Source organism: Glaciihabitans sp. INWT7 (assembly GCF_014217685.1).
Taxonomy (GTDB): Bacteria; Actinomycetota; Actinomycetes; order Actinomycetales; family Microbacteriaceae; genus Lacisediminihabitans.
This window is the reverse complement of record NZ_CP043653.1, coordinates 370,655-392,161: the sequence shown is the minus strand read 5'-3', so window position 1 is coordinate 392,161 and position 21,507 is coordinate 370,655. Positions and strand designations below refer to the sequence as shown.

Genomic DNA, 21,507 nt, shown 5'->3' with positions numbered 1-21,507 from the left:
CGCTCCCTTTCTGGTCGGAAGGAATGCACTCCTCAGTGTCCACACTCTGCATTGAGCGATGGCAGATGAAGTGTGAAGCAATATCGCGCCTATCGCAACATATTCCGCTGTAACGTTTTGATAACCGATTTCGACCGGGGACAAGACCGAGCGGGATCCCGTCCTCGATGAAACGAGTAGGTTGTGGGAATGAGCCTCGCGGAGCCTTCGGCGGGAACCCGCGGGAACAGCAACGACCACGTGCGTCGACACAACCTCTCGACGATCCTCGGGCTGGTTCACCGCACGCGGGGGTTGAGCCGCTCCCAGCTCACTCAGGCGATGGGTCTCAACCGATCCACCATCGCCGCCCTCGTCTCCGAACTGGTCGAGCACGATCTGGTGCGTGAGGAGAGCGCGGAATCCACGAACCAGGTCGGGCGACCCAGCCCGATGGTCAGACCGAGTTCCACCCCGGTCGGAATCGCCGTGAACCCCGAGATCGATGCCATAACCGTCGGCGTGGTCGGTCTCGGCGGCAGGGTCTTGCGCACTGAGAGGCACCAGCTCACCAGCCCACCGACCGCATCCGACGCCGTGCGGGTGACGGCTCAGATCCTCGACGGCCTGCGGCCCGAGCTCACTCTCGAGCACCGCATCGCCGGAGTCGGAGTGGCCGTGCCCGGGCTCGTTCGTGAGACCGATGGGCTGGTGCGCCTTGCGCCACACCTCGGCTGGCGCGGCGAACCATTCGCCGAGATGTTGCAGCAGGTGACGGGTCTTCCCGTCTGGGCCGCGAACGACGCTCATCTCGGCGCGCTGGCGGAAAGCTCTTTCGGAAGCGGAAGGGCGGTCTCCGATCTCATCTACGTCAACGGTGGGGCGAGCGGCATCGGTGGAGGAATCATCACCGGTGGAGTGCCGCTTCTGGGCACCGCGGGATACGCCGGCGAGCTCGGCCACACCATGGTGAATCCCACCGGCATCGCCTGCCACTGCGGCGCATTCGGATGCCTGGAGACCGAGGTGCGTCGCGACCGCCTGCTCGAGGTCACCGGCCTCTCGTCGCAATCCGTCGGCCGGTTGGCGGCTGCTCTCGCGTCGAGCACCGACCCTCGGGTGGCTGCCGAAGTCACGCGGCAACTCGACATGCTCATCGTCGCGCTGCGCAATGTGGTCAATCTGCTCAACCCCAAGCTGATCGTGCTCGGGGGATTCCTTGCTGCGCTTCAGTCGGCCCAGCCGGCGCGACTGCGGGATTTCGGCCGGAACAGCGCACTCGCTGCCTCATTCGACTGCGTGCAGATCATCCCTTCGGAGCTCGCGGATGACCTCCTCATGATCGGCGCCGGCGAACTCGCCTTCGAATCGCTGCTCGCGGATCCGGCCGGGTTTCCCCTGCGCTCGGCCCCGTAGGAATCCGGCTCCGCGTGGTGGTTCCGGCAGAGCCTAGACAGGGCGGGGCGGCGCCGAGATTGCGTGGGACGAGGAATTCAGTAATATGTTCACAGATCCAACAAATCACCACCGACGTTGAAGGATAGCGATCATGACGAGCACCCCCACCCGCGACGATAAGTTCTCCTTCGGCCTGTGGACGGTGGGATACAACGGATCCGACCCCTTCGGCGGACCCACCCGCCCTCCGCTCGACGTGGTCGAGGCCGTCACCCGCCTCGCCGAACTCGGCGCCTACGGCCTCACCTTCCACGACGACGACCTGTTCCCCTTCGGATCATCGGATGCCGAGCGCCAGAAGCAGATCGACCGCCTCAAGCAGGCACTCTCCGACACCGGGATGATCATCCCGATGGTCACCACCAACCTGTTCAGTGCGCCCGTGTTCAAAGACGGCGGCTTCACCTCCAACGACCGCGGCGTGCGGCGCTTCGCGATGCGCAAGGCGATGCGGCAGCTCGAGCTCGGCGTCGAACTCGGCGCCAAGACCTTCGTGATGTGGGGCGGTCGCGAGGGTGCGGAGTACGACTCGGCCAAAGACATCCGTGGCGCCCTCGAGCGATACCGCGAGGCCGTGAACGTCTTTGCGCAGTACGTGACCGACAAGGGCTACGACATCCGTTTCGCGATCGAGCCGAAGCCGAATGAGCCGCGCGGCGACATCCTGCTGCCCACGGTCGGTCATGCCATCGCCTTCATCGAGACGCTCGAGCGCCCTGAGCTCTTCGGCGTCAACCCGGAGGTCGGGCACGAGCAGATGGCCGGCCTCAACTTCACCTCGGGAATCGCGCAGGCGCTCTACCAGGGCAAGCTCTTCCACATCGACCTCAATGGCCAGAAGGGCATCAAATACGACCAGGACCTGGTCTTCGGCCACGGCGACCTGGCAAACGCCTTCGCCCTCGTCGACCTGCTCGAGAATGGCGGGGCGGATGGTGGGCCGTCTTACGACGGACCGCGCCACTTCGACTACAAGCCTTCCCGCACCGAGGACATCACCGGCGTCTGGGATTCCGCTGCCGCGAACATGCGCACCTACCTCCTGCTCAAGGAGCGCGCGGCGGCGTTCCGGGCGGACCCCGAGGTGCAGGATGCCCTCGCGGCATCGCGCGTCGCGCAGATCCAGGAGACGACCCTCTCCGCCGGGGAGACCTACGACGAGCTGCTCGCCGACCGCGCCGCGTTCGAAGACTTCGATACCGAATCGTATTTCGGTGGCAAGGGTTTCGGCTTCGTGCGCCTCAACCAGCTGGCGATCGAACACCTGCTCGGTGCCCGCTGACCCCGCACCTTCATTATTCAGGAACCTGTGGGACGGATGGTGCCGGTGAGGCGCGTGGGGAGAACTCCTGTCACGCCAGCACCCCCTGCACCACAGGTTCCTGAATAATGCACCTATACGAGCGGAGTAGACACGCATGACACTGGTCGCCGGAGTCGATTCGTCGACCCAGAGTTGCAAGGTGGTGATTCGCGACGCCGGCACCGGTGAGGTGGTGCGCTCCGGCCGAGCCACCCATCCCGACGGCACGGAGGTGGATCCCGCGGCCTGGTGGGATGCGCTGCTCGCGGCGATCGATGACGCCGGCGGCCTCGCCGACGTCGCCGCCGTCTCCATCGCGGGCCAGCAGCACGGCATGGTCGTGCTGGATGTCGAGGGCCGTGTCATCCGCCCCGCCCTGCTGTGGAACGACACCCGCTCCGCTCGCGCCGCGACGGATCTCATCGCGGAGGTCGGCGCACAGGACTATGCGCAGCGCACCGGTCTCGTACCCGTCGCGAGCTTCACGGCGACCAAACTGCGGTGGCTACGCGACAACGAGCCGGAGAACGCGGCTCGGGTCGAAGCGGTGGTGCTTCCCCACGACTGGCTCACCTGGCGACTGCGCGGCTTCGGACCCGCCGATGAGACCGTCGGCGGACCGCGGCTCGAAGAGCTGATCACCGACCGCTCCGATGCGAGCGGCACCGGCTATTGGAATCCGAACACCGGCCGGTACGACCGCGAGCTGCTCGAGCTTGCGCTGGGCCATGCGGCGATCCTCCCGCGCGTGATGAAGCCGGGAGCGCGCGGCGGAGAGACCGCTGCACTGCCCGCCCACGGCATCCGCGCCGGTCGTGTCATCGGGGTGGGCGCGGGCGACAATGCCGGCGCCGCACTCGGGCTCGGTGCGGGCCCCGGCGACGTCGTCGTCTCGATCGGCACGAGCGGCACGGTCTTCGCCGTCACCGAGACCGTGTCTGCCGACTCCTCCGGCACGGTCGCCGGTTTCGCGGATGCCAGCGGCGCATTCCTTCCGCTGGTGGCCACCCTGAACGCGGCCCGCGTGCTCGACTCCGTCGCAGGACTGCTCGGGGTCGACCATGCAGAACTCGGGATGCTCGCCCTGCAGGCGCCGCCCGGGGCTGGCGGCGTGGTGTTACAGCCCTATTTCGAGGGCGAGCGCACCCCCAACCTGCCCGACGCCACGGCGACGCTCTTCGGTCTCACCCTCACATCTGCGACCCGGTCCGACCTTGCCAGATCCGCCATCGAGGGGATGCTGTGCGGGCTTGCCGACGGGCTGGACGCCATCCGGGCGCAGGGCGTCGATGCCCGGCGCATCCTCCTCATCGGCGGTGCGGCACAGAATGACGCGGTCTCGACGATCGCCGCCCAGGTGTTCGACATCCCCGTCGAGGTGCCCACCCCGGGAGAGTACGTGGCTCTCGGTGCCGCGCTCCAGGCCGCGTGGGCCCTCAAAGGGACTCGCCCGGATTGGCCGCTCCAATTCTCAGCACGCCCGGCCAACGACACCCGGGCGATCATCCGAGAGCAGTACGCCGCGCGGCGCTGATCGGCGCCACTGCCTCAGGTGAGGCGCCGCACCAGCACGACCTGAACCTCGTGCCCGATGTCTTTGCTGAGCTTCTTGCGCAGCGGGGCGCTGACCGACAGCATCAGCTCGCCTGAGCCTGTGGGCATCAGCCCGATGTCCTCCACGAGCACACCGTCCACCGTCGCGTCGACGCGCACCGATCGCAGACTTCCGAACAGCTCCCTGCTGCCGGGAACCTCCACCGCAGACCAGATCTCACCCTTGACATCCACGCCGATCGCGCCAAGGAAGCCGTAGTCGAGGGAGATGGGTTGATCCAGCCGGCCGCTCATGCGATCACTCTAGGCCTCGCCGCGCCGGTCTCGCTCACCACGCGATCTCGTCCTTCCCCCGGGCGCCGCAGACCTCTACTGTAAAAAGATGAATACTCGTTTTGGCGTCCGCTCCGGCGCTCTGTTCGCGGGGGTCTTGCTCCTCACCGGCTGCACCAGCGCCGCCGGCGGCGACACCCCGTCGTCGGTCAAGCCGCTCGAGTTCCGTCTCGTCACGTCATCGGTCGACGGAGCCTGCGATGCTCGGGCCCTCACCTCGCACGACCCGGGCACGGCGTGCAACATGGCCGGCACGATCACCTACGAACTGGGCGAGTCGCTTGGTGCAGTCACGCCCACCTCCGTCACCTCCCCCACGGGCCAGGGATCGGCGAACTCTGTCGTCCTCGAGCTGAGCACCGCCGACACCAGCACCCTCGGCACGGTATCCGGGGGCGCCGTCGGCAAGAAGCTGGCGATCCTGCTCGACGGCCGGGTGCTCTCTGCGCCGCTCGTTGCAGCACCGATCACCGCCGGCCCGCTCACACTCGCCTTCGCAAGCGCCTCCGAGGCCGAGCAGACCGCCGCCGCGCTGAAGGGAACAGAGACTCCCTGAGCCTGCGGTGCCTCGGGTGCCGGTCAGCCGACTCGAGGCTTCGGTGATGACGCGGGCGTCTACCGGATCCGCATGGAGGTGAACACCAAGGTATTAGGCGTCGCGTTCGGCTACCCGGGCGAGTCCACCTGCGAGTTCCTCAAGGTGTCGGATGCGCCCCACCGGCTAAGACCGGTTCGCCACTAGCGTGGGTCCTGAGCCGATCGCCCGAGCCCGCGGCGCTGATCTCGGCCTGACATGCTGGATGGCATGGAGATTCGTGATGTGACCTCGGCTGACATCCCGGCGGCGGTCATCCTGTGGAGCCGTGTCGGCCTGACCCGGCCGTGGAACCCGCCGGAGACCGACCTGCAGCGAGCGCTGGACGGGCCGACATCCACGGTGCTCGGGGCCTTCGATGGCGAGAGGGGGCTTGTGGGAACCGCAATGGTGGGCCACGACGGACACCGGGGCTGGATCTACTACCTCGCGGTGGACTCCGGTCACCGGAGCACCGGCCTCGGGCGGCAGCTGATGGCGGCCGCCGAAACGTGGCTCCGGGCCGAGGGCGCGGTCAAGGTGCAGCTCATGATCCGTTCCGGCAACGATGCCGTCCTGGGTTTCTACGATCATCTCGGTTACGAAGACTCCGACGTGCAGGTGCGATCGAAATGGCTCGACCGCTAACCCGGCTTCCGGCTCCCCCCGGCGGCAATGGCTGTCGGACGCCAGCTCCGCCCTACCGGGGCGGGATCATGACCGGTCGACCGCCCGAAGAATCCGAAATCGGCACGCAGACCAGGGCAAATCATTCACCGTCTTCGTCGTGCAGTGAATCGATCATGCTCCGGAGGATCCGGAACGCCTCCGACTGCTCGGGCTTCGTGATGCCGCCCAGCATCCGCATCTCGACGGATCGCACTGCGGCGCTCGCCGCATCGAGGCTGCGCCTGCCCCGCGGGGTGAGCCGTGTGGGAAGGACTTTGCCCACGGGAGCCTCCGCCGGCCTGGTCACATAGCCGTCTCGTTCCAACGCTTGCAGCAGCACGTTCATCGACTGCCGGGTCACGAACGCTCCTCTCGCAAGTTCGGAGTTCGAGAGGCCAGGGCGCTGGGCGAGCAACTCCAGGCATGAGTAGTGGGTCACGGTCATCCCGAGCGGGCGCAGCACCGCCTCCATGGCCGAGCGAAGGGCACTGGAAGCCTCCTTCAGCAGGTACCCCAGTGATGTCTCCAGGTCGACAGCGACTCCGTCTTGACTCATGTCAGAAGTCTGACATAGATTGTGACGTGTCAGAAAACTGACACAATCTAAGGAGCACGACCATGGCTGCAACCGGCCCCGACTTCATCTCCCTTCAGGCGCGACCTCGACGCGTCGCAAGCCTTCTATGAGCGCTATCTCGGCCTCGTCCGCTCCCAGGCCGGCCCTCCCCATGCCGTCGTGTTCGAAACGACTCCGATCGCGTTCGCGCTCCGCGACGTCATTGCCGGCACGGATCTCGCATCCGTCAGTCAGCCCGGAATCGGCGTCGCCATCTGGCTCCACGCCACCGACGTCCAGGCGATCCACGACGCGCTCCTCGCCGACGGTCACACGATCGTCTCGGCTCCGGTCGACGGACCATTCGGGCGCACGTTCACCTTCGCCGATCCCGACGGCTATCGGATCACGCTCCACGACCGTGCCTAGGACGGATGCGACGTGCCCGGCTCGAAGCCGCGCTCCAGCGCCAGGAATGCGCGTGGATGACACACCGTCTAGCCTTTTCCCGTCGTTCAACGAAGAGAATGGAGAACAGCCATGACGGTGGAGGCACACGATCCCGCGGCGGAACTGGGGCGCCTCGTCGCGGAAGGTCGCATCTCCGAGGATGCACTCCAGGCCATCACGGGAATCCAGGCCGACACCCTTCTCCGCCTGCTCGAAAACACACAGCCCGGGATGGCGCGAGTCACGACGAAGACGCAGCCCCCATCGAATGACGACACCTCGAGATTTTCGATTGTCGCGGCGCAGCTGACCACGGGATTGCAGATCGCCGATGACGACCGGCTCAAGGCGATCTTCAGATCGTTGACGGCCGAGTGTCATCTCACCGTTCGGAACGTCGCCCTGTTGACGGGGCTCGAAGTCGACGACGTGGAGAAGGCCCTGCACGACCCACGCACCCTAACCTTCGAGCGCAAGTACGGGCTGGCGATCAGGGGATCGTTCCTCATCAACGCCGTCAGCCGCGCCCGCGGTCGGTGAATCACCGACATCGAAGCGGAATCCCGAAGGACCGAGGGAGCGGCGCTCCCTTGATTCCATTGCTGCATTCAAGCCGGATTCACCACTTGCTCTGTGTCGACTGGAGTTTTTCGCAGTGCCGCCGAAAACGCTCCGCCAGAGATTCGAAACGTCAGCCGAGCCGGTGCCGCTGCGATCTTTTGGTGAACCTGCGGCCGATCACCATCGTCGATCCCAAGATGACAAGGAGGGACCCCGTTATGGCGAGCGGAGCCGAATTGACTCCCGTGGCGGCGAGCTCCGCGGCTCGGATGGCGGCAGCCCGTGCAGTTGCAGCGTCCGCAGCAGCAGCCGCAGCTGCAATCGCGGCTCGCGTTATCGATGATGGCGTGCTCGCCACGATTGCCGACCGCGGCGCACAATCGCTCGACCGCACTATGGTGTTGTCGTCCAGCGTCACCGCGGCGGTGCGAGCGAATAGGCGTCCCGTGATGGAGGCTCCGGTATCGGCGGAAATCGCAGTCAACGCGAGGATCGTGCCGACGAAGGTCGAGTTACTGCCCAAGGTCGCTGAGGTTCCCACTTTCCAGAAGACATTGCACTGATTCGCTCCGCCCGTGAAAAGCACACGGCTCGCGGAACCGGTGATGAGCGTGCTCGCGGCCTGGAAAATGAAGACGGAAGATGCGTCTCCGTCGAGAGTAAGGTCGCCCGTGATCGAGAGCGCATCTCCCGAATACACGCCAGGGACCAAGGTCCGCCCCCCGAGATCAATGATGTTCGACTCGTCGGGCGTTCGCCCAGCGGCATCGTTATACGCCGTCACAACGTCGTTTTGGGCCTGCTCAGCCTGGGCATCGCTCGAATGAATCACCCCGTTGCTGACGATGGCCGGCGGAAAGCCCACCACTGCGCTCCCGGGAAACAAACCGACATCACCGTCGTTGATAACCGAATTCCCGGTATTCGTCACGGTCGAAGCCCCGAGCACGTCGAAACTGTCCGCGGTCCCGAGACCGACCGACGGCGGCGTCACCGCATTGGCCTGACCTGCGCCAGAAACCACCAACATGCCAGGGAGTACGATGCCCAGAGCCGCCCCCCTGAGCGATCGCATGGGGCCAGAGCGTGAGAATCCGGGAGAGAGGCAGCGGTTCGGTGAACCTGCAGCGAGAGTGGGAGCAGAATTCATGCCAGAGTCCGTCCGTTAGGCCACGACGGGTTCTGGGCCGCCAGGTAATTTTTTTTAATCGTACGCGCCAAATTTCAGACCGGTATACCCCCGAACAGGGCACATCTCTGGCCAAGACGAAGCACCTCATCCGAAGAGCAGATCTCACAAGCCAGCGCGCTCGAATGCGGTGGATGTCACAAGTCCCGAGCGCGGCCCACTACCGGCCCTCGTCACCAACTGGCCGGGCTGGCTCCTGAAGGAACCGGTTCCGGTCGTTCGACGGTGCTGGTGAGCTCTAGCACCCGGTGTTCACTCGCCGCACAGAGCACCGCATCCATGATTTCGAGCACGTGGAACGCCAGCTCCCCCGACGCCCGGTGGGGGCGATCGGTCTCGATGGCGCGCGCCAGATCGGCGAGCCCGACGCCGCGGCCGGCATCCGCATAGCCCGCCGAGACGGGCACCTCGGTCCATTCCGGTGTCTCCACCGTCCAGACCTCCACGGCGTCGGAGAAGCGGTTGGGATCCGGTACCGCGATGGTGCCCTTGGTTCCATAGACCTCGAACAGCGGCGCCCGCGACGCCCACACCTCGAAGCTCACCGTCACCGTGGACGTCACGCCGTTCGCGTGCTCCAGGATCGCGCTGACATGGGTCTCGACATCGACGGGGATGCTGCCGCCAGCATCTCCGCCCGACGCGATCGACCGATCCCGACCCGACCGCGTCGCGACGCCGGACACCCGGATCACGGGGCCCAATAGCGTCACGAGAGTCGTGAGATAGTACGGGGCCATATCGAACAGCGGCCCACCCCCGGGCTGGTAGTAGAACCGCGGCGCCGGATGCCAGAGCTCGTGCCCCGGCGAGCTCCAGTGCACCGCCGCGGCGACGGGGTCGCCGACGGATCCGGAGTCCAACAGCGCACGCGCGGTCTGCACACCCGTGCCGAGAACGGTGTCCGGCGCGCTGCCCACGCGCAGGCCGCGCTGGCGAGCGAGTTCGAGCATGGGCGCCGCCTCGGCAGGATCCAGCGCGAGGGGCTTTTCGCCGTAGACGTGCTTGCCTGCAAGGAGAGCTCGTGTCGCGATCTCCACGTGCGCCGCGGGGATGGTGAGGTTCAGCACCGCATCGATTCGCGGGTCTGCGAGCAGAGCGTCGACGGTCAGCGCCTCCACGCCCTGCTCGGCCGCCACCTCCCGCGCTCGAGCCTCGTTGACGTCTGCGACCGCCACGAGATGCAGACCCTCGAGCTTCGGGAACTCTGCGAAATACTGGGCACTGATCGTGCCGACCCCGATGATTCCGATATTCAGCGCGCCGCCCACAGTAAGCCTCTCTCCACAATCGTTCGAACGTTCGGGTCGTCGAGGATCTCGAGCCGATGGCCGGGCGCGGAGACGAAGATGCGCCCTTTGCCCCATTGCCTCGTCCAGATGGCGGGCGCGGTGACCGGTCGATTCCACGCATCCCAGGGACGAACCGACTGTGTGGTCGTTGCCAGCACGTCGTTGTATTCGTCGCTCAGCACCCAGTACTGCTCGGTCACCAGATCGAAGTCCTCGATTCCGCGGGTGATGGGATGCGAGCGCCCCAGGTCGGTGATGTGCACGGTGTACGGGATGTAGTTGTCGGACTGTTCGCCGGTGCGGTCGGAGGGATTCTTGCCGGCGTGATGGGCGAACTGTCCTCCGATCATGTGCAGGTAGTCCGCGTTGTCCCGGTAAGAATCCGCGATACCGCCGTGCCATCCGCCCATCCCGGTGCCGTTGAGGACGGCCGCCTGGAGCCCGGCGAATTCGTCTTTCGTGATGGATGCCATCGTGTTGATCTGCAGGATCAGGTCGACGGTCGCCAGATAGTCCGCATCCGTGTAGACGGCTGGTGATTCCTCGACGCGCACCGTGAACCCGTTGCGCTCGAGAAAGGGGATCATCGAGTCGGTGGTCTCGACGGGCTGGTGTCCGTCCCACCCGCCCCTCACGATCAGGGCGTTGCGCGCCGGTGGTGTTGCCGATGTCATCGAGTTCTCCTCCTCGGAGGGCGATTGCCGCTCACAGTTGCCGCGTTTCAGAACCGTCGTGCACTTCGATCCAGGAGCTCCCGCTCGCCGAGCTCGTCTCGACCGCCTCGAGTACCCGCTGCACCTGCACTCCGTCGTCGAAGGATGGTTGCGGCTGGGTGGCCGCGGCGATGTCGACCAGTAGGTCTCGCACCTGGTGCGAGAAGGGGTGTTCATAGCCGATGCCGTGACCGGTCGGCCACCAGGCCGCCATGTACGGGTGCTCCGGCTCGGTCATGAGGATGCGGCGGAACCCGCGGAGGCCCGCCGGGTCGGTGCCGTCGTAGAACTCGAGTTCGTTCATCCGTTCGAGGTCGAATGCCATCGCGCCGAGCGAACCACTGAACTCGAGCCGGAACGCGTTCTTGCGCCCGGTCGCGTATCTCGTGGCCTCGAAGGAACCGAGGATGCCGCCCTCGAGCCTGGCCGTGAACAGCGCCACATCGTCGACGGTCACCACGCCGCGTTCCCGGGAGGCGGTGCCGCTGAGGCCGATCGATTCGCCGAGCAGCGGACGCTCGTTCACAAGAGTCTGCAGAATTCCGCTGACGCCCTGCACCCGCCGACCCGTGACGAACTGGACGGCGTCGATCGCGTGCGCCCCGATATCACCGAGCGACCCGGAACCCGCAAGCTCCTTGTCGAGCCGCCAGGTCATAGGACCTTCCGCGTCGACCAGCCAGTCCTGGAGGTAGAGCGCCCGCACCTGCCTGAGCTCGCCGATCTTGCCCGCCGCGACCAGGTCGCGGGCGAAGGTGATGGCCGGCACCCGCCGATAGCTGAACCCGACCATGGCGTAGACGCCGCGCTCCGCAGCCCGGTGGGCGGCTTCGGCCATCCGCTCCGCCTCGCCGACCGTGTTGGCGAGCGGTTTTTCGCAGAGTACATGCTTGCCTGCCTCGAGGGCCGCTATCGCGATCTCGACGTGCGTGGCACCCGGGCTGCAGATGTCGACGAGGTCGATGTCGTCGCGCTCGATCACCCGGCGCCAGTCGGTCTCCCACTCGGCCCAGCCGAACTGTTGCGCGGCCGCATCGACGCGCGACGCGTCACGACCGACGATCACCGTCATCCGCGGCTCGACCGGAAGGTCGAAGAATCGGGGTGCGACGCGCCACGCCTGGGAATGGGCTGCCCCCATGAAACCGTAGCCGACGAGCGCCACACCGAAGGGGGGTCGACTCATCTCCGCAGACTCCTTCATCCGTTCGGCGACGACTGCCTGGCTCGCCGTTGTGCGTGTGTCGACACGTTATCCCGCTCGCGACGATCAACGCAAGTTTTCTCTGAGATCACAGAAATGTGTCGCCAGTGACGGGGCGGATTACGCCTTCGGCGGGGCCGTGCTCTCGCGCACCACCAGGCTCGTCGCCAGGTCTATGCGCACGAGCTTGCGGTCCGGGTCGTCGCGCAGAGCAAGCACAAGTCGCGTCGCCTGCTCGGCCATCTCGATCAGGGGTTGGCGTACCGTCGTGAGCTTCGGCCCCATCCAGCTCGCGCTGGGCACGTCGTCGAAGCCGACGACGGAGATGTCATCCGGCACCACCAGTCCGAGAAGTCGCGCGGCTTCGTAGACCCCGAAGGCCTGGAGGTCGTTGCCCGCGAAGATCGCGGTGGGCCGGTCCGGCATCGTGAGCAGCCTCATGCCGGCAGCGACGCCATCTTCGTAGTGGAACCGGCCCCCGTCGATCAGGGTCGGATCGAACGCGATCCCCGCCTCCTCCAGCGCGGAACGATAGCCGGACAGGCGCGCTCGCGAGCAGAGCATCTCCTGCGGGCCGCTGACCAGGGCGATGCGGCGATGCCCAAGCTCGATGAGGTGCCTGGTCGCTGCGAGGCCTCCCGACCAGTTGCCGGAGCCCACCGAAGAGACATCCGGGTCGGGATCGCCCGCCGGATCGAGCACGACGAACGGGATGTTGCGGGTCGCCAGCTGCCGCTTGTGGTCGACGGACAGGTTCGAGAAGAGCAGCACGACCCCCACCGGCTGCCGTCGCAGGATCCCGTCGATCCAGTCCGGTGCGACCAGCAGATGACCACCGCTCTCGGTCAGGATCACGCTGAGGCCGTTCTCCCGCGCCACCGACTCGACCCCACGGATGATCTGGAGGGACCACTCGCTGTCGATGTTGTCGAAGACGAGTTCGATCAGCTTGCCCTGCTCGTGAGAGCTGCCCCGCCGGCTGTAGCCGGCGCTGTGCAAGAGCCCTTCGATTTTTTCGCGCACGGCATCCGAGACGCCGGCCCTGCCGTTGAGCACCTTCGACACCGTGGACATCGACACGGATGCATCCCGCGCGATCTCCGCGAGCGTGGCGCGACCCGGCGAAACCTTTAGCTGACTCATGCGCTCATGGTAGCGGTCATCCGCGGCTGTTCTGAGGCGAGGAATGCGCTCCGCTCTCCCTCACCATCTGTTGACAACGTCCTCGAAGCATTGAATACTGACACCGTCGCACCACGAAACCTTTTCACCCATAGAGCGACACATGCATCCAAAGACGAATCATGGCCGCCGCCATTGGCGACGGCGGCTGGAAAGGAAACTGTCATGGCGTCACAATCCACAGGTTCTTCCTTCTCGAGGCGGGGGTTCCTCGGAATTGCCGGGGGCGTGGCAGCGACCGCCGCCCTCGCCGCGTGTTCGACGGGAGGCGGATCCGGAGGTTCCGCCAAGGCGATCAAGTTCTGGAACATGCCGTGGGGCGGCACCGAGTTCAATCCCCTCGACAAGAAGATCACCCTCGCCTACAAGCCGAAGACCGGTGTGGGCGCGGCCACCTATCAAGAGATCCAGTGGGCGAACTTCACCCAGACCTTCTCCTCGGCAGTGGCTTCCAACACGGGGCCAGCGGTGAGCTCCGGCGGCGGCACGCAGGCATTCCAGTTCGCCGAGCAGGGCAAGATCGCCTACGCCGACAACCTCATCGACAGCTGGAAGAAGGACGGCATCTATGACGACTTCTTCGACGGCCTCGTCGACACGCTGAAGACCGACAAGGGCTACGCTGCGGTGCCCTACAACCTCGACGTGCGCATCTCCTGGTACAACAAGACGCTGATGCAGGAGGCCGGAGTCGAATCCCCGACGGACTGGGATTCCTATCGCAACGTCTGTGCGGCGCTCAAGAAGAACGGGGTGTACGGCTTCGGGCTCGGCTCCGGAGCCGGCAGCTTCACCGGCAGCCACATCCTCACGGCATTCATGATCAACAACGGCGGCGGACTCTTCAACGCAGACAAGAAGCCCGACTGCGTCACGCCCGAGAACATCGAGGCCATGGACTTCATTCTCGACCTCGTGAAGAGCGGCTACAGCGACCCGGCATCCGCCACCTACACGAGTGCGAACGTGCAGTCGCAGTGGAAGGCCAAGAAGTTCGGATTCGGATGGGACGGCGCCGGTCTCGCAGCGGGAGCTGTCGGCGACGTCGCGGGAGACCTGGTGGTCGGCAGCCCGCTCACCAGCCCGAGCGGCAAGAAGGGCGGCCTGTACTTCCCGAACAACATCATGATGTACAAGAACACTCCCAGCCAGGAGGGTTCAGAGGCATTCCTCACGTACTACTACCAGAACATGAAGGAGCTGTGGACGAAGAAGACGGGCATCGGTCTTCCGCCGCTCAAGTCGATCTCCGAGACCCCTGAGTTCCAGGCGGACCCGAACAACGTGAAGATCATCAAGGAATGGCAGCCGATCTTCAAGACCTGGGCCGCCCCCGGTGGATCGGGCCTGTTTTACAACATCGCGAACACCGTGGATGGGACCGCTCCGATGATCACCTTCGCGCAGTCGATCCTCGGCGGCAACACGACTTCGAAGGCTGCTCTCACCGCGCTGCAGACCTCGATGGAAGGCCTCATGAAGTAACGCCGCTTCGGGTGGGTCCGACGCGAGTCGGGCCCACCCTTGTGTCATTCGACCACCTTCAAAGGAGAAGTACATGACGACCGAGTCCGTGATCGGAGCGCTCAAGAAGGCGCGGAGCGGCGTGGGCAACGCCGGGTCGGGTAAACCGGCGGGCGAGCGTGAACGCCGAAGGCGGTTCACCCACTCGCGGGCTTTCGTCTTCTTCGTTCTGCCGTCGCTGATCCTCCTGGTGCTGTTGAACCTGTACCCGGTGATCTATGCCGGGCTGCAGTCTCTGCGCAACGGCGACCTGCTCAGCGCGGGCGATTTCGTCGGTCTGAACAACTACATCTCCATGGTGCAGACCCCGGCCTTCTGGCACGCGGCGGGATTCACCGTCGTCTTCACTCTCGTCGGGGTGTTCGGCAGCTGGGCGATCGGGCTCGGGTTGGCTCTGCTGCTCCGCACCCGCATCCCGGCCGGCGGCGTGTTCAAGGTGTTGCTGCTCCTGCCCTGGGTCGTTCCGGTCGTCGTCTCGGCCACGTCGTGGAACTGGCTGGTGGCGACTCCGCAATCACCACTCCCCGTGCTCGCCCAGGCTCTCGGCCTCGGGAATGTGCTCTTCCTCGCCGATCCACTGCTCGCACAGGTGACGGTCTGTGTCTTCAAGGTATGGATCAGCTTCCCTTTCATGATGATGATGATGTCTTCGGCCCTGGCCTCCGTCGACGTCAACGTCTACGAGGCATCCAAGGTCGACGGAGCCTCCGCGTTCCAGACCTTCGGACGGATCACCCTCCCGATGATCTCCCGCTCGACCTACATCAGCTGGATCCTGATGACCATCTTCTGTGTCAACGACTTCCCGAGCATCTTCCTGCTCACCGGCGGCGGGCCGGTCAACTCCACCCAGACCCTCGTGGTGCTGGCCTATTCGACCGTCTTCCAGAACTTCCAGACCGGACCGGGGGTTGCGATCGCGTTCATGATGACCATCGTGCTCGTGATCATCGCCACGCTGCTGTACCGCCAGATCCGAAAGGTGAACATCGAATGAGCGTCGAAACCTCCAGTGCCGCGATAGTCGGGCAGTTCAAGACAACCGCGCGACCGGTCAAGCGCCGCACCCTGAGCCAGGCCCAGGAGCGGGGCAAGTGGTGGCGATTCGTGCTGATCCTCGTCATCTGCGCCATCGTTCTCGTTCCGATCGTCGCCGTCGTGCTGCTCTCTCTCGAACCCTCGCTCGGCAGCACCGCGCGCGGAGTCACGCTCGAGAACTTCGGAAAGATCTTCAGCGAGACCTCCGTCGGTACCTGGCTCGCCAACAGCCTCCTGGTCACCCTAGTGACGGTCGTCATCTCGGTGACGGTCGCAGCGCCGGCCGGTTATGTGCTCTCGCGGGGACGCAGCAGGCTCGTCTCCGGCTACTCCCTCATCCTGTTCATCGTGCAGTCGCTTCCGGTGGTCACCGCGGTCATCCCACTCTTCATCCTGTTCGCCCAGATCGGCCTCGTCGACAATCTGGTCGGGGTCACGATCATCTATGTCGGCTCGACCATGTCGGTGGCGATCTGGATGATGGCCGCCTACTTCGACTCCATCCCGATCACCCTCGAAGAGGCGGCCTGGATGGATGGATGCTCGGTGTTCGGAAGCTTCACGCGGATCGTGCTGCGCAACTCGTTGCCTGGCGTGCTCTCCACCGCGATCTTCGCCTTCCTGCTCGCCTGGAACGACTACCTCGTCGCTGTCGTGTTCCTGCGCTCCGACGAGAACTACACGCTCCAGATCGGCCTGCAGACGTTCTTCCAACAGAATCAGACCAACTGGGGCCTCGTGATGGCGGTCGCCGTGGTGATGATGCTGCCGCCGGTCCTGCTCTTCGCCGCCCTGAACAAGTACTTCAGCGTCGGCGGGATCGGTGGTTCGCTCGCCGGGCGTTGAGCGCACGCAGCCTCAGCGTCTAATCGCCGATTCGCGTTCCACCAGGTGGGGAGCGGTCTTCACCGGATCGGTGAGCACGCGCCCGTCGAGCACTGACGACACCGTGCCCATGATCCGGCGACCGAGCTCGGTGAAGTCCTGTCGGATGGTGGAGAGCGGGGGTGAGAAGTGCGCCGCTTCTGGGATGTCGTCGAAGCCGACGATGCTCACCTCTGCGGGCACGGCGATGCCGTGGTCATCCAGCGCATGAAGCAGGCCGAGCGTCATCTGGTCATTCGCAACGAAGATCGCGGAGGTCATGCCGGCGGCGATGAGGTGCTCGCCGATGGACCGTCCGCTGTCCGCAGTCCAGTCTCCGTGCAAGGGTTCGTGCACCGGAAGACCCCGACGGGCAAGCTCGCTCCTCCAGCCACGCTCGCGTTCCCGGGCGTCGAGGGATCCCTCGGGACCGGCGAGGTGCAGGATGTCCCGGTGGCCGAGGTCTGCGAGATGGGCTGTGGCCAATTCGGCACCACAGAACTGGTCGATCGAGACGCTGGGAAAGCTTCCGTGCCCACTCGAGTCCGCGGTCACCAGCGGTGTGTCGAGCTCGAGACCGTCGATCGCCTCGATCGAGGAGTGGTCGGAGGCGACGAGCACTATCGCTTCGACCTGCTGTCTCAGCAGCACGTCGATGGCTTGCAGAATCTCATCCCGATCGGCTTCGGCCATGCTGGCGGTGATGACCTGGTAGCCGGCCTCGCGTGCCGCCCCGTTGAAGGCCAGGGCGATACTCGCGGGACCGTAGAGGGGATTTCCCGTGCTCACGAGACCCAGCGTGCGGGTCTTGCGGGTAGCGAGCGCCCGGGCAACGGAGCTCGGTCGGTAGCGCAGCTCCCGGATCGCGGCCTCCACCTTGGCCCGCGTCTGCGGGCGCACCGTGTTCTCGTTGTTGAGCACCCTCGACACGGTCTGGTGGGAGACGCCCGCGAGTCGCGCGACCTCCATGATGTTCGCCACGAATCCGAGGCTAGCTGATCGCCGGCCTCCCGACGATCAGCCCCCCTGGGCGCCTTCCTGTCAGCGTCACCGACCACCGTTGCGACGCTTGTTGTACACGTCGAACGCGACGGCGGCGAGAAGCACGAGTCCCTTGATCAGCTGCTGGAACTCGGACCCGACGCCGAGGATCGACATGCCGTTGTTGAGGATCCCGATGATGAGGCCACCGACGATCGCCCCGGTCACCGTTCCGATTCCTCCCGTCACCGCCGCTCCACCGATGAACACTGCCGCGATGGCGTCGAGCTCGAATCCGTCACCGGCCTTCGGGTTCGCCAGGTTCAACTGGGCGGTGAAGACGAGTCCGGCGAGCGCCGAGAGCACACCCATGTTCACGAACAGCAGGAAGGTGACCCGCTGGGTCTTGATCCCCGAGAGCGCGGCGGCATTGAGATTGCCGCCGATTGCGTAGATATGGCGTCCGAAGACACTCCGCGCCATCACCGCGGAGTAGATCACGACGAGCAGACCGAGCACGATGAGCACGATCGGCGTTCCGTTGTAACTGGCGAGGAGGTAGCTGATCAGGAGGATGAGTGCGGAGGTGAAGACCAGCTTGGCGATGAACCAGGGCAGCGGCTCATCCTCCACCGCGAACTTGCGTCGCGCGGCACGCTGACGGATGCCCTGGGCGATGACCAACAGCGTGGCCAGGATGCCGATACCGACGGTGAGAGGCTCGAGGAAGCTGACGCCTCCGCCCAGGTCCGGGAGGAAACCTGAGCCGAGAGCCCGAAAGCCGTCGGGGAAGGGCGAGATCTGCGCGTTGCCGAGGGCGATCTGGGTGAGGCCACGGAAGGTGAGCATCCCCGCCAGGGTCACGATGAACGCGGGTATCCGGAAGTAGGCGATCCAGAAGCCCTGCCACATGCCCACGAGGGCGCCGACGACGAGACAGAGCACGATCGCTAGACCCCACGGAATGTGCCACTGGGTGATCATCACCCCCGCCATCGCTCCGACGAACGCGACGACAGAACCGACGGAGAGGTCGATGTGCCCGGCGATGATCACCATGACCATACCGATCGCCAGGATCAGGATGTAGCTGTTCTGCACGATCAAGTTGGAGACGTTGATCGGTTTGAGGGTGATCCCCGCGGTGGTGATCTCGAAGAAGATCACGATCACGATCAGGGCGATGAAGAGGCCGATCTGGCGCAGCTGGCTGGCGAGGTAGGTCGTCGCCGACGCGAAGGCGCTCTTCTGCGCGACTGGTTTCTTGGTCAGGTCACTCATTCGTGGTCCTTCTCCCTTTCCTGGGTCATGAGTTGCATGACGCGTTCTGCGGTCGCTTCTTCGCGCGGCAGATCCGCGGTGATTCTTCCCTCCGAGAGGGCGTAGATACGGTCGCAGATGCCGAGGAGCTCCGGCAGCTCCGAGGAGATCACGATCACTCCCTTGCCTTCGTCGGCGAGCGCGTTGATGATGCCGTAGATCTCGTATTTCGCACCGACGTCGATCCCCCGGGTCGGCTCATCGAGGATCAGCACGTCGGGGTTCGAGTACATCCACTTGGAGAGCACGACCTTCTGCTGGTTTCCCCCCGACAGCTTTCCCGTGAGCACCTCGACGTTCGGTGCCTTGATGTTCATGCTCTTGCGGAAGCCCTCGGCCACCACGATCTCCCTGTTCTCGTCGATCCAGCCCCGGCGGGAGAGCAGATTGAGGGCGGCACCCGAGATGTTGCGCTTGATGTCGTCGATGAGGTTGAGGCCGTAGACCTTGCGATCCTCGGTGGCGTAGGCGATGCCGTTGGCGATCGCGGCGGAGACCGTCGTCGTGTCGATCTTCTTGCCGCTCTTGTAGACGGTCCCGGAGATGTTGTAGCCGTAGCTCTTGCCGAAGACACTCATCGCGAGCTCGGTGCGCCCCGCTCCCATGAGCCCGGCTATGCCCACGATCTCCCCCGCGCGAACGAAGAGATTGGCCTCTTTCACCACCTCTCGTTCGTGGTCGAGAGGATGGTGCACGGTCCAGTCCTCGATGCGCAACAGCTCCTCGCCGATCTTCGGCGTGTGGGCGGGGAACCGGCTCTCGAGGTCGCGCCCGACCATGAGTTTGATGATGCGCTCTTCCGTCACCTCGTCGGCGTGCATATCGAGCGTCTCGATCGTCTTGCCGTCGCGGATGATCGTCACCTCGTCGGCGATCGCTTTGATCTCGTTGAGCTTGTGACTGATGATGATCGACGTGATCCCCTGGCCCTTGAGGTGCTTGATCAGGTCGAGAAGGTGCGCCGAATCCTCGTCGTTGAGCGCCGCGGTGGGCTCGTCGAGGATGAGGAGCTTCACCTCCTTAGAGAGCGCCTTGGCGATCTCCACGAGCTGCTGTTTTCCCACGCCGATGTCACGGATCTTGGTGACGGGATTGTCTTTGAGACCGACCCTCGCGAGCAGTTTTCCCGCTTCGAGGTTCGTCTTGTTCCAGTCGATCCAGCCGCCGGTCTGCTGCTCGTTGCCGAGGAAGATGTTCTCCGCGATCGACAGGTATGGGCTGAGCGCCAGCTCCTGGTGGATGATGACGATGCCCGCTGCCTCGGAGTCGTTGATGATGCGGAAGGCGACGGTCTCGTTCTCGAAGACGATGTCGCCGTCGTAGCTGCCATGCGGGTAGACGCCACTGAGTACTTTCATCAGCGTGGACTTGCCGGCGCCGTTCTCCCCGCAGATCGCGTGGATGTGGCCGCGTTGCACGCCGATCGAGACATCCTGCAGCGCCTTGACGCCGGGGAAGGTCTTCGTGATGTTGCGCATCTCGAGGATGTTGGTGGTCACCGATGCTTCTTTCTGCGTTGACAGCGACGAGGAATAGGGAGTCCGGGGGTGACGCCGGAAGACCGACGCCACCCCCGGGGCGGGACGAACCTACTGGAGGTCTGCCTCGGTGTAGTAGCCGCTGTCGACGAGAACCGACTTGTAGTTCTCCTTCGTGACCACGGTGGGCTGGAAGAGGAACGTCGGAACTACCTTGACCTTGTTGTCATAGCTCTTGGTGTCGTTGACCTCTGGCGTCTTGCCATTGAGCAGGTCATCCGCCATCTTCACGGCTTCATTACCCAGCTTGCGGGTGTCCTTGTAGATGGTGGAGTACTGCTGGCCGGCGATGATCGACTTGACCGATGCCGCCTCCGCGTCCTGCCCGGTGATGATCGGCAGTGCATCGGTGGCGTAGCCGGATGCGGTGAGCGCGGAGATGATTCCGATCGAGAGACCGTCGTACGGCGACAGGATGCCCTGCACCTTGTCACCGCCGGAGTAGGTGCTCGCGATCAGGTTCTGCATGCGCTTCTGCGCCGTGGCCGGGTCCCAGCGAAGGGTCGCCACCTGGGTGAATCCGGTCTGGCCGCTCTTGACGACGAGGGTTCCGTCATCGATGTACTTCTTGAGCGTGTCCATCGCGCCGTTGAAGAAGAACGTCGCGTTGTTATCGTCGGGGCTGCCGGCGAAGAGCTCGATGTTGAACGGGCCCTTCTTCCCGGTGTCCTTTCCATCCTTGTCGACCACTCCGAGGCCCGTGAGCAGGCTCGTCGCCTGGTCGACGCCGACCTTGTAGTTGTCGAAGGTGGTGTAGTAGTCGACATTCTTGTTGCCGTTGATGAGGCGGTCGTACGCGATGACCTTGACGCCGGACTTCGCGGCCTGGTCGAGCTGGTCGCTCAGTGCCGTTCCGTCGATCGACGCGATGATCAGGACCTTCGCACCCTTGGTCAGCATGTTGCTGATCTGCTGAACCTGCTGCGGGATCTTGTCGTCACCGTATTCGAGGTCGACCTTGTAGCCGAGCTTCTCGAGGTCGGACTTGATGGCGTCGCCATCCTTGATCCAGCGCTCGGATGTCTTGGTCGGCATCGCGACGCCGATGAGGGCACCCTTGCTGCTGCCCGATGAGGACGATCCACTCGTTCCGCCACGGCCGCCGGAGCAGGCGGCAAGAGAGAATGCGAGCCCGACGGCGGCGATGCCGATGAGAATTTTTTTAGCCTTCACTGTGATTGCCTTTCGATTTACTTGTTGGACGTCATTGTCAGGGGTGGTGCCT

20 protein-coding genes and 1 pseudogene are annotated in these 21,507 nt (G+C 64.8%); 10 read left to right on the top strand and 11 right to left on the bottom strand.

Annotated elements, in window-relative coordinates; genetic code table 11:
• The first annotated feature begins 189 nt into the window (after positions 1 to 189).
• The 3 genes from F1C58_RS01965 to xylB all read left to right on the top strand — a co-directional run bounded on the left by F1C58_RS01965 (position 190) and on the right by xylB (position 4,274).
• The gene (locus F1C58_RS01965) at positions 190 to 1,395 is read left to right on the top strand and encodes an ROK family transcriptional regulator (protein WP_185202361.1); all 1,206 of its coding nucleotides are present in this window, start codon (positions 190 to 192) and stop codon (positions 1,393 to 1,395) included.
• Positions 1,396 to 1,528: 133 nt separating this feature from the next.
• Positions 1,529 to 2,719: a xylose isomerase gene (gene xylA, locus F1C58_RS01960; RefSeq protein ID WP_185202360.1), complete on the top strand. Its 1,191-nt coding sequence runs from the start codon at positions 1,529 to 1,531 to the stop codon at positions 2,717 to 2,719.
• A 136-nt stretch (positions 2,720 to 2,855) separates the two neighbouring features.
• Positions 2,856 to 4,274: a xylulokinase gene (xylB, locus tag F1C58_RS01955; RefSeq protein ID WP_185202359.1), complete on the top strand. Its 1,419-nt coding sequence runs from the start codon at positions 2,856 to 2,858 to the stop codon at positions 4,272 to 4,274.
• Positions 4,275 to 4,288: 14 nt separating this feature from the next.
• On the opposite strand, the gene F1C58_RS01950 is transcribed toward xylB, so the two are convergent.
• Positions 4,289 to 4,588 (bottom strand): DUF1905 domain-containing protein, encoded by a 300-nt coding sequence (locus F1C58_RS01950; protein ID WP_185202358.1) that lies wholly within the window; start codon positions 4,586 to 4,588, stop codon positions 4,289 to 4,291.
• A gap of 88 nt (positions 4,589 to 4,676) precedes the next feature.
• On the opposite strand from F1C58_RS01950, the gene F1C58_RS01945 reads away from it, so the two are divergent.
• Together F1C58_RS01945 and F1C58_RS01940 are read left to right on the top strand one after the other, a co-directional pair.
• Complete coding sequence (locus F1C58_RS01945; protein WP_185202357.1) at positions 4,677 to 5,183, top strand: hypothetical protein; 507 nt, start codon at positions 4,677 to 4,679, stop codon at positions 5,181 to 5,183.
• A 249-nt stretch (positions 5,184 to 5,432) separates the two neighbouring features.
• Positions 5,433 to 5,849, top strand: coding sequence for a GNAT family acetyltransferase (locus F1C58_RS01940; RefSeq protein WP_185202356.1), 417 nt, complete (start codon positions 5,433 to 5,435; stop codon positions 5,847 to 5,849).
• Between the two features lie 121 nt (positions 5,850 to 5,970).
• Here the strand turns inward: F1C58_RS01940 and F1C58_RS01935 are convergent, their stop codons facing one another.
• The gene (locus F1C58_RS01935; RefSeq protein WP_185202355.1) at positions 5,971 to 6,426 is read right to left on the bottom strand and encodes a MarR family winged helix-turn-helix transcriptional regulator; all 456 of its coding nucleotides are present in this window, start codon (positions 6,424 to 6,426) and stop codon (positions 5,971 to 5,973) included.
• Between the two features lie 62 nt (positions 6,427 to 6,488).
• On the opposite strand from F1C58_RS01935, the pseudogene F1C58_RS01930 reads away from it, so the two are divergent.
• Positions 6,489 to 6,855 (top strand): annotated as a pseudogene (locus tag F1C58_RS01930) (VOC family protein).
• Between the two features lie 111 nt (positions 6,856 to 6,966).
• Positions 6,967 to 7,416, top strand: a complete 450-nt coding sequence (locus F1C58_RS01925; RefSeq protein ID WP_185202354.1) for an HTH domain-containing protein — start codon at positions 6,967 to 6,969, stop codon at positions 7,414 to 7,416.
• 151 nt (positions 7,417 to 7,567) lie between these two features.
• Here F1C58_RS01925 and F1C58_RS01920 read toward each other — a convergent pair whose 3' ends face one another.
• The 5 genes from F1C58_RS01920 to F1C58_RS01900 all read right to left on the bottom strand — a co-directional run bounded on the left by F1C58_RS01920 (position 7,568) and on the right by F1C58_RS01900 (position 12,978).
• Positions 7,568 to 8,467, bottom strand: coding sequence for an ice-binding family protein (locus tag F1C58_RS01920; protein ID WP_185202353.1), 900 nt, complete (start codon positions 8,465 to 8,467; stop codon positions 7,568 to 7,570).
• Positions 8,468 to 8,799: 332 nt separating this feature from the next.
• Positions 8,800 to 9,897: a Gfo/Idh/MocA family protein gene (locus F1C58_RS01915; protein WP_255461209.1), complete on the bottom strand. Its 1,098-nt coding sequence runs from the start codon at positions 9,895 to 9,897 to the stop codon at positions 8,800 to 8,802.
• A complete protein-coding gene (locus tag F1C58_RS01910; RefSeq protein ID WP_185202351.1) occupies positions 9,882 to 10,592 on the bottom strand; it encodes a ThuA domain-containing protein in 711 nt (236 codons plus the stop codon). The genes F1C58_RS01915 and F1C58_RS01910 overlap by 16 nt, the downstream gene beginning before the upstream one ends.
• 31 nt (positions 10,593 to 10,623) lie before the next feature.
• Positions 10,624 to 11,817, bottom strand: coding sequence for a Gfo/Idh/MocA family protein (locus tag F1C58_RS01905; protein WP_185202350.1), 1,194 nt, complete (start codon positions 11,815 to 11,817; stop codon positions 10,624 to 10,626).
• 138 nt (positions 11,818 to 11,955) lie between these two features.
• Complete coding sequence (locus F1C58_RS01900; protein WP_185202349.1) at positions 11,956 to 12,978, bottom strand: LacI family DNA-binding transcriptional regulator; 1,023 nt, start codon at positions 12,976 to 12,978, stop codon at positions 11,956 to 11,958.
• Positions 12,979 to 13,182: 204 nt separating this feature from the next.
• Here F1C58_RS01900 and F1C58_RS01895 point away from each other — a divergent pair, with 204 nt between their 5' ends.
• From F1C58_RS01895 to F1C58_RS01885, 3 genes are all read left to right on the top strand, one after another.
• Positions 13,183 to 14,502: an ABC transporter substrate-binding protein gene (locus tag F1C58_RS01895; protein ID WP_185202348.1), complete on the top strand. Its 1,320-nt coding sequence runs from the start codon at positions 13,183 to 13,185 to the stop codon at positions 14,500 to 14,502.
• Positions 14,503 to 14,575: 73 nt separating this feature from the next.
• Complete coding sequence (locus F1C58_RS01890; protein WP_185202347.1) at positions 14,576 to 15,538, top strand: carbohydrate ABC transporter permease; 963 nt, start codon at positions 14,576 to 14,578, stop codon at positions 15,536 to 15,538.
• Positions 15,535 to 16,425, top strand: coding sequence for a carbohydrate ABC transporter permease (locus tag F1C58_RS01885; protein ID WP_185202346.1), 891 nt, complete (start codon positions 15,535 to 15,537; stop codon positions 16,423 to 16,425). The genes F1C58_RS01890 and F1C58_RS01885 overlap by 4 nt, the downstream gene beginning before the upstream one ends.
• 12 nt (positions 16,426 to 16,437) lie before the next feature.
• On the opposite strand, the gene F1C58_RS01880 is transcribed toward F1C58_RS01885, so the two are convergent.
• The 4 genes from F1C58_RS01880 to chvE all read right to left on the bottom strand — a co-directional run bounded on the left by F1C58_RS01880 (position 16,438) and on the right by chvE (position 21,455).
• Positions 16,438 to 17,424 (bottom strand): LacI family DNA-binding transcriptional regulator, encoded by a 987-nt coding sequence (locus F1C58_RS01880; protein WP_219732016.1) that lies wholly within the window; start codon positions 17,422 to 17,424, stop codon positions 16,438 to 16,440.
• A 66-nt stretch (positions 17,425 to 17,490) separates the two neighbouring features.
• Positions 17,491 to 18,705, bottom strand: a complete 1,215-nt coding sequence (mmsB, locus tag F1C58_RS01875; RefSeq protein WP_185202345.1) for a multiple monosaccharide ABC transporter permease — start codon at positions 18,703 to 18,705, stop codon at positions 17,491 to 17,493.
• Complete coding sequence (gene mmsA, locus F1C58_RS01870; RefSeq protein ID WP_185202344.1) at positions 18,702 to 20,243, bottom strand: multiple monosaccharide ABC transporter ATP-binding protein; 1,542 nt, start codon at positions 20,241 to 20,243, stop codon at positions 18,702 to 18,704. Before mmsA ends, mmsB begins: the two co-directional genes overlap by 4 nt.
• A 90-nt stretch (positions 20,244 to 20,333) precedes the next feature.
• Complete coding sequence (gene chvE / locus F1C58_RS01865) at positions 20,334 to 21,455, bottom strand: multiple monosaccharide ABC transporter substrate-binding protein (protein ID WP_185202343.1); 1,122 nt, start codon at positions 21,453 to 21,455, stop codon at positions 20,334 to 20,336.
• Between the last annotated feature and the right edge of the window lie 52 nt (positions 21,456 to 21,507).